This window comes from Sphingomonas sp. BL-S-29, from assembly GCF_055521495.1.
The window spans coordinates 3204714-3216213 of the sequence record NZ_CM145482.1 but is presented as its reverse complement, the minus strand read 5'-3'; the positions used below and the strand labels follow the sequence as shown (position 1 = coordinate 3216213).

Annotated in this window: 7 protein-coding genes; 2 read left to right on the top strand and 5 right to left on the bottom strand. The window is 66.1% G+C overall.

Annotated features, from left to right (window positions below; translation table 11 throughout):
• Nucleotides 1-239 precede the first annotated feature (239 nt).
• Nucleotides 240-1970: an outer membrane protein assembly factor BamB family protein gene (locus ACZ1I2_RS15280; protein ID WP_465176674.1), complete on the top strand. Its 1731-nt coding sequence runs from the start codon at nt 240-242 to the stop codon at nt 1968-1970.
• A gap of 50 nt (nt 1971-2020) precedes the next feature.
• On the opposite strand, the gene ACZ1I2_RS15275 is transcribed toward ACZ1I2_RS15280, so the two are convergent.
• Complete coding sequence (locus tag ACZ1I2_RS15275) at nt 2021-2374, bottom strand: c-type cytochrome (protein WP_465176675.1); 354 nt, start codon at nt 2372-2374, stop codon at nt 2021-2023.
• Nucleotides 2375-2671: 297 nt separating this feature from the next.
• Between ACZ1I2_RS15275 and ACZ1I2_RS15270 the strand changes: the two genes are divergently transcribed.
• Nucleotides 2672-3769, top strand: coding sequence for a ComEC/Rec2 family competence protein (locus tag ACZ1I2_RS15270; RefSeq protein WP_465176676.1), 1098 nt, complete (start codon nt 2672-2674; stop codon nt 3767-3769).
• 18 nt (nt 3770-3787) lie between these two features.
• On the opposite strand, the gene ACZ1I2_RS15265 is transcribed toward ACZ1I2_RS15270, so the two are convergent.
• The 4 genes from ACZ1I2_RS15265 to ACZ1I2_RS15250 are packed head-to-tail and all read right to left on the bottom strand — an operon-like array spanning nt 3788 to nt 11493.
• Nucleotides 3788-4462, bottom strand: a complete 675-nt coding sequence (locus ACZ1I2_RS15265) for a GAD-like domain-containing protein (protein WP_465173293.1) — start codon at nt 4460-4462, stop codon at nt 3788-3790.
• Nucleotides 4378-7761 (bottom strand): eCIS core domain-containing protein, encoded by a 3384-nt coding sequence (locus tag ACZ1I2_RS15260; RefSeq protein ID WP_465176677.1) that lies wholly within the window; start codon nt 7759-7761, stop codon nt 4378-4380. The genes ACZ1I2_RS15265 and ACZ1I2_RS15260 overlap by 85 nt, the downstream gene beginning before the upstream one ends.
• A gap of 1 nt (nt 7762) precedes the next feature.
• A complete protein-coding gene (locus ACZ1I2_RS15255; protein WP_465176678.1) occupies nt 7763-9715 on the bottom strand; it encodes an ATP-binding protein in 1953 nt (650 codons plus the stop codon).
• Nucleotides 9712-11493, bottom strand: a complete 1782-nt coding sequence (locus ACZ1I2_RS15250; protein ID WP_465176679.1) for a hypothetical protein — start codon at nt 11491-11493, stop codon at nt 9712-9714. Before ACZ1I2_RS15250 ends, ACZ1I2_RS15255 begins: the two co-directional genes overlap by 4 nt.
• Between the last annotated feature and the right edge of the window lie 7 nt (nt 11494-11500).

Sequence of the window (11500 nt, the reverse complement as noted above, 5' to 3'; positions counted from 1 at the left end):
ATATATTGCCATTAGGCCTAAATACGAGCGCCAGCCGTTACCGCTCTCATTTTCAGGCGCGGTACGAAAAATCAGGTTCCGGAATCCATGAAACCGGCCTTCGGACAACAACATTGACATCAAAAACCGAGTGCCTCATCAAAACATGTATACCGGATGGACAGGCCGCCGGTGAGCGTTTCGCGTCGCCCTGAGGGACTCCTTCTCACGGCGTACTTCACCCGTCACAAGAGGCAGCGATGTCCAGAAAATATCTTCCGCTCGTTCCGGTCATGATCGCCGCGCTTGCCGTTCCCGCCGGAGCGCAGGCGCAACAGGCGGCACCCGCTGCAGCCGCAACCGAGGCGGCGAACGACTGGACGACCTGGGGATATGACCAGGAGCGGAGCGCGTGGAACCGGGGCGAAAAGACCCTCGACAAGAAGAATGTGGCGAAGCTGAAGCTGCAATGGAGCACCAAGCTTTCGACACCGGTTACCGACGTGGTGTTGTCGACGCTGACGTCGCCGATCATTGCCGCCGGCGTCGAGACGCCGCAGGGCGCCAAGAACGTCATCTACCTGCTCGGCGCCGACGACACGCTGTTCGCGCTCGATGCCGATAGCGGCGCGGCACTGTGGCAGAAGAGTTTCCCGAACCCGATCACGGCGAAGAAGAACGCCACCTGGCTCTGCCCGAACACGGCGAACGCGACCCCGGTGGTCGACAAGGCGCGCGGCCTGATCTTCTTCATTCCGAGCGACGGCAAGCTGCGCGCGCTGAGCCTGGGCGACGGCGCCGAGAAGATGGCGCCGATCGAGATGGTGGCGCCTTTCACGCGCGCCTGGAGCCTGAACCTGATCGACGACATCGTCTACACCACCAGCGGCCGCGCCTGTGGCGAAGTGCAGGATCCGCGGTCAGCCATGGCATCGGCGGTCGCGCCGATCGTGCGGCGGAACGCGGCGGCGGCGGCGGCTCCGGCCGGGCCTCCGGTCATGACTGATCCGTCCGCCGTCACCGCGGTCGATGTGCGCGACCTCGCCAAGCCGGAGCTAACGCGTTTCTACACCAGCGGTGGCCGGCCGGCCGGCCCGTGGGGCCGTGGCGGGCTTGCGCGCGGGCCGGGCAACACGGTGATCTTCCAGACCTCGGACGGGCTGTACGATCCGCCGGCGGGAAGCTGGGGCGACACGATCATGAAGCTGACGCCCAAGGCGACGCGCGTGGCGGATTCGTTCACGCCGGAGAATTTCAAATATATCTTCGCGCACGATCTGGCGGGTTCGGCCAGCCCGGTGGTGTTTCCGTTCGGCGGCAAGACCCTGGTCGCGACCGCGCAGAAGGAAGGCATCCTCTATCTGCTCGATGCCAACGACATGGGCGGCGGGCAGGCGAAGAACCACCAGCAGTTCGTCTACAAGTCGCCGCAACTCGGCAATGACGCGGCGGCCGGCACCGACCCGAGCCAGGGCGTCTGGGGTGCGGTCACGACCTATGAGAATCCCGAGGGCAAGCGGTACCTCTATCTGCCGATGTGGGGCCCGCGCTCCAAATTCGCGCCGGCGTTCAGGAGCGATGCCGGGGAATCGCCCAATGGTAGCATCATGGCGTTCCAGGTGGTGAACGACGGCGACAAGATCTCGCTGAGCCCGGAATGGATCTCCGGCAACATGATCATGCCCGATCCGCCCGTCGTGGCGAACGGCGTGGTCTACGCCACCCAGACCGGTGGCCAGGCGATACAGAACCCGACCCTGTCGGACGGATCACGCCTGAACAGCGCGACGGCGGCGTCAGCGAAATACCGATCGACGCCGGTCGGCAACATGATCCTTTATGCATTCGATGCCGAGAGCGGAAAGCAGCTCTATTCGAGCAAGGACGCGATCAAGGACTGGACCCATTTTAGCCAGCCGGTTGTGGCACTAGGCAAGGTGTATCTCGTGTCGCACGATGCGCGGGTCTACGCGCTTGGCGTTCGCAAATAGCGGAAACGGATGGGGGCGGGGCCGCGCGAGCGGACCCGCCCCTTTTGATCTCAGGTAACGGGGGTCGCCGGTGCCGCAGCCTTGGGGGCAGCGGGAGAGTCGGCGAAGTTCTTCGTGAGATAGTCGATGACGGCGTCCTGCTCTTCGGACTTCAGCTCGGCGCCGCGATCGACCATCAGCTGGACCGTGGCGGCCCAGTCATCCGCGCTCTTGCGCTGCGAGAAGATCGTCGCGGTGGTGTGGCACCCGCTGCAATTCTTGTTGATGAGGTCCAGGCCCGGGCCAGGCGGGGGAACCTGGGCATCCGGCATCGCGACCGGTGGCTGGGCCGACAGGCCGTGGCCCGCCAGGAGCCCAAGGGTCAGAAGGGCAGCACCTGCTGCAAAACCACGCTTGATCCGCATTGTCATGAACTCCAGTGAGGGACAGCTTCCCGGGGCTTGTCGCCGCGCCTTGCCTCCTATTCATGTATGCAAGGTTGCACAACGCTGAACGGACAAGAGGTGTATCGCACAAGGATGGAACGACGATTGGCGGTTTTTTGCAAGGTCGTACGGGACATTGGAGAGAATGTCGTCGCGTTTCAGCAATCATGAACACGGCGTCATTGTTGTATACAAGGATTGTGATGTGCATGGTGCGCTAGTAGGATGAGCAAACCGTGCCGGCGATGCGACCGGAGGCTCGAGGGGAGTACGCCTGTGACGACTATCCGACATGGCAACATGGCGCGCGCGCTGGCGGCGATGTTGCTGCTTGCCGCGACAGCGTCAGTGTCGGCGGTTGCCGCGCCGGCCAAGCCGCTCCGTGTCGTATCGATCGACATGGAGGGCGGGGGCGGCACGCTGTTCGTTACCCCGCAGGGTCAGTCGGTTCTGCTCGATACCGGTTGGCCGGCCGGGAATCGCGGCACGCCGGTGGATCAATCGAGCGCGACCCGGATCGCCGCGGCGGCGAAGATGCTGGGGATAAGTCGGATCGATTATCTGATCATCACCCATTACCATCTCGACCATGTCGGTGGCGTGCAGGACCTGCTCGCGGCGATGCCGGTCGGCGAGATCATCGACCATGGCCCCAACCGTGAACTGGCGCCGGCCGGCACGGTGCCGGGGCCGACGGCGACGGCGTCGCTCTACGCGCGCTACGAGGCGCTGCTGGGTGGGCGCAAACACCGCAGCGTGAAGGCGGGCGACAGGATCACGGTCGGGCCGCTCACGCTCGATATCGTCTCGGCGGATCGCGGTCTGGTGCCGGGCGCGCTGAAGGGAGCGGGCGGGCCGACGCCGGGTTGCGATGCACCGAGGCTGCCCGACATGGGCAATGGCGGCGAGGAGAATCCCCGCTCGATCGGCGTCGTCGCCAGCTATGGCAAGGCGCGGATCGTGAGCCTGGCCGACCTTACCGCCGATGTGGAGATCGGGCTGGTCTGCCCGGTCAACCGGCTAGGCCGCGCCGACCTGCTGGTCGTGTCGCATCACGGATCGCAGTTGAGCACCACGCCGCCACTGTTGGCGGCGCTTCAGCCGCGTGTCGCGCTGATGGCCAATGGCGCGACCAAGGGCGGCGATGCGCGCGTGTTCCAGACGATCGCGGCGGCGCCGTCACACCCGGTGGTGTGGCAGCTTCACTATGCGACCAAGAGCCCCGAAGTGAACCGGCCGGCCGACTTCATCGCGAACCCTGAGGGGGCGGAGGACGGCGGCTATTCGCTCGACGTGTCGATCTGGCCCGATCGTCGCATGCGGGTGATCAATCAGCGAACCGGGGAAGGCGAGAATTACCCAGCACCGCGGTGATCGACCTGCCCGGTAACGTCAGATTTTCTCGATTGAGATCGAGGTCAGATCGGCGAGGAGCGCAAGCCCGGGCTTCGCCTGCGACTTCTCGATCGTCGACTCTGCTTTCGAACCGCCAAGGGCAAGTGCTGGCGTCCACATGTAGATCTCGTCCTCGGCAAGGTCGCCGGCTTCCTTGTGAGCCCGGGCGGTATCGGGGACGAGCCCCAGATCATCCAGGAACGGCTTGTTGAGAAACCTGCCGAGAAACCAGTCGATATCGTCCGTGGCGAAGGTCGTCTCCGCCTCTGGCGCGTCCGCGAACCAGCAATATTGCCCGTCCCACAGAAAAAAATGACCAAAGGACGATCGCATGAAGACTTCGGCCTTTTTCGATGGCCGCCACGGCCCGACCGGCCCGTTCCACTCGTCCGGATCGCATGTCCACAGCAGTTGCGTCGAATAGGACGCGAACCCATCGCGCCGCAAAAGCTTCAACAGCGTTTCCGGAAGGCGCCTTCCGAGCCGTTTCTCGTCAGCCGCGGCAAAACCAGTCACGCTGGTCGGCTTGCCGAACTGCTTGTCGAATTTTGCGATGGGGTCGAACGGTGCGGGCACGGCAATTCTCCTCAGAGCTTTAGCGAAACGCCCATCTTGACGAAATGATACCATTCTTCGTCGACCGGCCGGCCCGGACCGGTGCCGCCGAGCCATGCCTTGGTGTCTGCCTCCAGCTTGTCGGCCAAGCCCTGGCCCCAGTTGGACCCGATGCTGGAATTGACTGCGGTGAGGCCCATGCCGGTCAGGTCGTCATGTTCGCCGCCGCCGACCTGGTCTGGCGAATGGAGCGCTCGCTGTCCCCTCATCCAGGTGGCGGCACGATTGGCCGCGGCAACAGCGCCGAACCCGTTATTGCGCTGGTCGTCGGTTCCGGCCGCAAAGATCGCCTTGATGCCATTCTTCTCGTGATCGCCGAGCTTCGGATTGGTGGTCGGGCTCTTGGCGGGCTTGGTGAGGCGCGCTTCGATCGCGACCTGGATGACCTCGCGCTCCTTCCGCTGCGCACCGGCCGACCGCGGATCGCGACCGCGCTTCGCAAAGCGCGCCCGGTTCGACATCCATTGCCGGATCGTCATGCCCTTGATGGCACTCTCCTGCATGAGCAATTGCCGGTCATATTCCTTCTTGTGGTCGGTCGGGTTGAGCTTGTCGCCCATCTTGAACTTCACGGAGATCGGAGGATCGACCTTTTCGGGGACTGTCTCCTTCATGTTGGCGAGAATCTTGCCGAGCTTGTCGGCGATCTTCTTCTCCAGCTTGGTGATCTCGGCATCGAGGTCGGTCTTCTTGGCGACGGGCAAAGTCGAAGAGGGCGCGGCCTTGGCGGCCTTTTGCTCGATGACACCGACATCGGGCGTGATGTCAGCAATCCATTTCAGCGTGTCGCTTTTTTTCTTCTTCGCCTTGATGTTTTTCGCACGCTTGCCGAAATCGATCAGGTGCTGGGACAGCGGCTTGGTGACGCTGGCCATCATCAGGCGGGGCGAACCACCCGAAACATCGACCCACATGCTGTGGCTTTCGTCCCCGCCGCTGAAGCTTTCGCGTGATCCGACCTCGCCGTCGGCCGGCTTGGTAAAGGCAGCGACGGCCTTTTTGGCGCCGCCGGCGATGAGTTTACCGAGCTTCTTCGCCTGCGCGATGATCCAGCCCGCGACACGGTCGAACGCCTTGAAGATCGGCGCGCGCACCTTCTCGATCAGATTGTTGACCACCGTGGCGACCTTGCCGAACCCGGCGAACCGGGCGAGGAAACTGACGACCAGCGTCAGCAGTCCCGCCATGGTCTTCTCGACGCGGTTGGCGGCGGGACCGATATTGCCCGCGGCGATGGTCGCGATCGAATCGATGAAGCTGGCGGCGACCTGACCGATCTGCTGCAGCCGCTCGATGAAGAACATGACGGTGTTGTAGATCGAGATGATCGCCTGGATCAGCGCGCCCGCCGGGCTCAGCATCATCGCCAGCTTGGTGATCGCCACCTCGACGATCTTGCCTTTCACGAACGCCATGACCTGGTCGATGACCATGTCCTTGAGGTTGGTAAGCGTCTCGACGAGCTGTTGCCACGCCGCGGCCGGACCCTCCTTCACCAGAGTCTTGACCAGTGCGAAGCCTTCTTCGAGCCCCTTGACGATGGTCTCGCTGCTCAGCGCCACCAGTCTCGGCCGGAGATGCCCCCAGGTGAGACCGAGCACCGACAGCGCGAATTTCAGGAGTTCGCCGGCCGAGAAACCTTGCGGGATATAGACCCCGGCACCGCCCATCGCGCCGGTGAGCCAGCCGATCAGCGACGCCTTGAGATGGGTAAGGAAATTGCCGGCGAACTGGTTGAGGCCGAGCTTGCCGGCACGGACCAGCGTCTGGACGAAGCCGACCGGGTTCTTGAGGATCTTGTTGAAGGCAGCGCCGGCCTTGGCGATGTAGGGCATTGCGCCCGGTGCCACGACCTCGACGATGATCTTGAGCAGGTCGATCACGGTGCCGAGCGCCCATGAGCCGAAATCGACCATGAAGTTGCCGAACACCTTGGCGAGCTTGATGAAGGCGCTGGGCAGCACCACGAAATCCATGATCTCGAGGCCCTTGAGCGCGGCGATGAAGCGGCTGGGGATGCTGGAGACCAGCGCCTTGATGCCGCCCATCGCGCCCTTGAACCAGGCCCAGGCGCGCGGGATCGCCTTGGCGCGCTGGATGTTCGCCCACAGCTCCTCCTGGCCGACCAGGGTCAGCAGGCCGCCGATCACTGCCTCGGCAGTCGGCTGGACCGCTTCGCCGGTTACGGGGTCGAAGCCGATCACCACCTTGAGCAGCGGATAGCCGGCCGACCCTTCGGCAAGGGCGGCGAGCGGTCGCAGCACCGCCTCGCGGACCATGCGCAGGATTTCGCTGAACAGGGACTTGGCGAAGGAGATGATCTTGCTGATCGGATCGGTGAAGATCGACTTGGCGCGCTCCCACACTGCGCCGAGGTTGAAGATGTCTTTCCAGCTGAGGGATTCGAGGAACTTGTCGATCGCGGCCTTGATCGAGGCGCCGCTGATGCCGAGCGACTTGAGCTGCCCTTCGATCCAGCCGCCGACCTTGTCGAAGATGCCGTAGCTGTCGAGCACGCGGGTGATGACGTTGCCGCCGGGCAGGAACTCGACGATCGCGCGCAGGATGTTGGCGGCGCTCGCCTCGACCGCGCTCATGTTGATCGGGTTCACGCCGATCAGGATGGTGAACATGCGGAAGCCGGGGATGGCATTGGCGGCGTCGGCAAAGAAGTTGAGCGCGTCGCTGAGACCCAGGCGGCTGGCCTGGCGTTCGGTGCGCTGCTCCACACGGGTCTCGGCGGCCGGGTCCGCCTTGCGCTGAATCGTCTCGCCCTGCTGAATGGTGTGAGTCAGCTCGTGCGCGAGCAACTCCATGCCGCCCTTGCTGTTTGGGTCATACGCCCCGCCGCCGAAGAAGATGTGGTTGCCGAAGGTGAAGGCGCGCGCGCCGAGCTTGGCGGAGAGCTTGGCGGCATTGCCGTCGGTGTGGATGCGCACCCCGGCGAAACTGGCACGGAAGCGGGGTTCCAGCGTCTTGCGGACCTTGGCGGGCAGCGCGGCGCCGCCGGTTGCGGCCTTGCGGACTTCCTTCTCGACATCCGGGTCGGCGCCGGCTCTCGGGGTCTTTTTCGCGGCTGGCGCGGCGGCGCGGTGGAGCATCGGCCCACTGCGATGAGTCGCATCTGGCGCGGGCGCCGGCATCGAGACGACGGCCCGGGCGACCCGGTCAGCCTCCACCTCCGCCGCGTCGCTTGGCTGCGATACGCGCATCGAGGGCTGGATGGTGCGCTTGCTGAGCAGGGTAGAGCGGCTGTTGTCGAGTGCCGAGCGGGCGACGGTCGCACGGGCCGGCTGGATGGCGCGCACGGTGCTGCGCGTCTCTTCGGCCTTCGCCTGGCGCGCACTTTCGGCCATGTCAGCCGACGGCCGCGAGCGGCAGCTTCAGGGGGCAATAATCGCCGGTCTTGCGATATTCGCGCACCACTGCCTGGCGAAGATCGGCGTCGCCGATCGGCAGGCCGGCGTCGAAGGCGAGCAGCCGGGCATGCATTGCCACGTTGCGCAGCTGGCCACCGCTCAGCGCGCAGCGACAGGCGATGTCATGGAGCAGTCCAGGCGACACGCGGTGCTCGCCGAGCAACTGGCGCAGGATGTCGTGGCGCCGGATTTCGTCGGGCGGTCGGAAGGCGAGAACGGCATCCATGCGGCGCGAGAAAGCGGGGTCGATCCGGTCGGCGTCGTTGCTGGTGACGACCAGGATGCCGTCGAAGGATTCGATCCGCTGCAGCAGGAAGTTGGTCTCGAGATTGGCGTAGCGGTCGTTCGACGAAGAAACGTCGGTGCGCCGCGCCATCAGGGCGTCACCTTCGTCGAGCAGCAGCACGATATTGAGCGATTCAGCCGCGGACAGCGCGCGTTCGAGGCTCTTTTCGGTCTCCCCGATATATTTGCTGACCGTCGCGGCGAGATCGATGCGGTACAGGTCCTTGCCGAGCGATGCGGCGATGTGGCGCGCGGCGAGCGTCTTGCCCGTGCCGCTGGGGCCGGCGAACAGCGCGCGGACGCCGCGTCCGCCGCCGGGCTCGCCCAATGCCTCGCGGTGACGGCAACGCAGGATCAGCGCGTCGAACTCGGCGGCGTCCTGGGTTTCGAGCTGGAGCGGCTCGGGCGCACCGTTCTCGATCGGCGTGGCGAGCGCGTCCAGGCCGGCGTCACGCAGGTCGCGCAGGGCGGTGATTACGTCGTCGCGCGCGATGGCGGGGTGGCCGGCAAGGGTTGCGCGGCTGGCGGCGCCTTCGGCCGCGCGGCGGATATTGCCTGAGGTGAGGGAGAGCTCGGATAGCGTGACGGCGAGCGGCGCCAGGCCGAGGGCGCGCCATTGGGCTTCGCGATCGGCAGCGTCGGGCATGGGGCGCGGGATCATGATGGTCGGGGCGGTGCCGGCAGCGCGGACGCCGCCGATCATGCCCGTCACTACGCCGATCGGGCCGGCGAACAGGGGGTGCGACGGGAGTTCTATCGTCTCGCCCGGCGCAGGCTGGAGTTCGGCGAGGATCAGGGCGTTGCCGGCATGAGCGAGCGCGCCGGCGGTGCGCCACAAGGCCGGATCAGTGAGCAGCGCGGGCGCGACCGTCAGCACATTCAGTCCGGCACGGCGCGCGGCGGTACGGAGCAACGTGCGCCGGCCGTTGTTGCGTGGGCCGCGGACCAGCAACAGGGTGCTGCGGTTCGCGGCGAGCATCTGGGCGAGGTTGGCGGGATCAGGATCGCCGACCCAGCCTGCCGGATCGGAAAGAGTGCCGCACGGCTCGAACAGCGCGCCATCGAGGCGGGGAAGTGCACCCGACAACAGGTCGAGCAGCGGGTTGGCGAGGCGCAACTGCCAGTCGGGACGCGCCGCCTGGGGATCGGTGACGGTAACGACACCCCCGGCGATCATCTCGAGCAGCAGATCGCGCACGGCGCCGCCCTCGCGGCCGGGAACTGCCTCGCGCCACAGCGCGGTGAGGCCGCCCAGCGTGGCAAAGCCTGGCGTTGCTTCGGCCAGCAGGGCGAAGCCGGGATCTTCCTCGATCAGCGCGATGGTCGCGATCAGATGACGGTGCAGCGCCGGGCGGCCGGACGTCAGGCGTGTGAAGGGAAGGCCGGGAGAGGCGCTTGCCCAGCTGTCCATGGCATCAGCCCATTCGGCGGCGGTGGGCGAGCGCGGCCCACCCCAGAGTTCGGCACATTCGTCGAGATAGTCGGTGAGGAAGGCCGGGCGATCGTCCGGCGCGATCAGCTCGGCGAGGCGCAGAACGGTGCCGAACAAAGTGAGCCGGAAATGGCTCGCGATGCCCGGAGCGAGTGAGGTGAATCGTTTGGTCATTCGAACGCGAAGGCGATCGAGCGCCCCTCCGCCGGCTGCCAGCCTGGATTACGATCGAGCCCGGCGAGGCGGAGTTCGATCGGGTGCCGATCGAGGCCGAAGACTGCCCGCAGATCGAGATCGCAGCTTTCGATGCGGGCAGGCTGGGTCAGGAGCGCCAGGCCGGCACCGGTGAGATGCTCGATGCGGGCGTTCAGATATAGCGCGAGGCAAGCCGCCCAGCGGTCGATCAGCGGAAGGCGTGCAGGTGACCTCGAAGCGAGGCGGGCACGACGCTCTCGTGGTTGCAGATCGCGTTCGCGGCCATCGAAGAGCGGGAAGCCAGCGGGATGCCACACGGTGGCGTGGTCGCGGCGACGTGTCATGCGGCGAGGCGCGGATGTTTCGAAACCGGCGAGCCAGTCGCGCTCGATGCGCCATTTCCGTGGGAGCCGACCGTTTTCGGCGTGAGCGGCGATCCAGTTGGCAAGCGGATCGCGTCGATAGCGCGTGCCGAACCAGTAGCGGCCGATACGGTCCGCCAGCCAGAGGGGCGATGGCTCGAGACGCTTGCCCTTTGGCTGGGTGAAATCGGGGTAGAGACCAAGCGCGACAAAGGCGTTCACCAGGAACAACAGGCCACCGAACTCCGTCGAGAATCGGACGTCGGGCGCGAGGAGCGTGGCGGGGAGGGCAGGCTGCCGGATGTGATGGCGCGTCTCCGGGGCGGTCGCAGTTTGCGGGAGGAAGTGCTGCACGACCGCGTCACTCGGGGCGCGCGCAATGTGTTTCGAGGCACCTGGAAGCGAACTGACGTCCATGTCGTGGCGCGGGCTGGCCGCATGCCGCAAATCCATCGATGGAACCAGCCCTGGCTTCGGCCGTAGCGCGGGCGCGACATTGGGGCGCGGTTGCGCTCGGGCGCCAGCGGGCGGTGGTGTCGCCGCATCAACCTTGCGTTCCGGGGTGAGAAGCGCCGGCTCAGCGGCGACGGCCAGGATCGCCGTCGCGACGGCCTCGGGATCTCGGGATGCGATGGCGGGTTTGCGTGCGAGCGCCGCCGTGGCGAGGAGCAGGGCGCGTGCGGGCTCGGGCAGGGCCCGCCACTCGTTGCGATGCTCGACCAGCCAGGTGGCGGTTTCGCGAAGCAATGCAACTGGGGCCGTGAAGGGGTTGGTTCGCGGGCGGAGGCTATCGAGCGGCGGGGCGTCACGATCCGTTCTGGTCGGGGCGGAGAGCGGCAGTGCGAAGCTCGCCTCGATCGCGCGGTGCGCCAGCGCGATGTCGGCTGGTTCGAAGCGTGCGATCCAGCGGGCGGCAATGCCGATCTCGGCCAGGCGGGCGATCGTCGTCAGCAGTGCGGGGCCATCGCGGAGCAGGGTGGTGCGTTGCCACTGGACGAGGCTCGGCTGGCCGGTCGCCCTGCGGAACGCCTCCCTTGCGGCAGTCGAACTCTCGCCAATCCACAAGCGGATCAGCCAAGCCGAATATTTGCCGCGGCTGGTGAAGCGATAGGGGCGGTCGGGTACGAAGCCCCGACCCCACCCGGTCTCCGCTTCTCCGAGAACCGTGCGCAGTTCGGCAAGGATGCGGTCGGACATCCGCGCCGCGCCTATACCGGAAGCAGGGGCGCGGACGCGCAGCCGCGGGACGTAGAGAATCTCGTCCGGATCGAGCCCGAGCGACGCGACCGGCACCCCCTCCAGCCAGCGCTCGGCCTCTCCCCGCGACGCGCGCCACCCGGTGACGCGCGCGCGGTGAACGGCGAGATCGGCGCCGAGGGAGAGCCGAGGCAGCACCGCCTGC

What these genes read in the sequence shown, in the direction of transcription:
- ACZ1I2_RS15280 (WP_465176674.1), top strand. Translation starts at nt 240, where the DNA reads ATGTCCAGAAAATATCTTCCGCTCGTTCCGGTCATGATCGCCGCGCTT.
- ACZ1I2_RS15275 (WP_465176675.1), bottom strand. Translation starts at nt 2,374, where the DNA reads ATGCGGATCAAGCGTGGTTTTGCAGCAGGTGCTGCCCTTCTGACCCTT.
- ACZ1I2_RS15265 (WP_465173293.1), bottom strand. Translation starts at nt 4,462, where the DNA reads ATGGCTCGGCGGCACCGGTCCGGGCCGGCCGGTCGACGAAGAATGGTA.
- ACZ1I2_RS15260 (WP_465176677.1), bottom strand. Translation starts at nt 7,761, where the DNA reads ATGGCCGAAAGTGCGCGCCAGGCGAAGGCCGAAGAGACGCGCAGCACC.
- ACZ1I2_RS15255 (WP_465176678.1), bottom strand. Translation starts at nt 9,715, where the DNA reads ATGACCAAACGATTCACCTCACTCGCTCCGGGCATCGCGAGCCATTTC.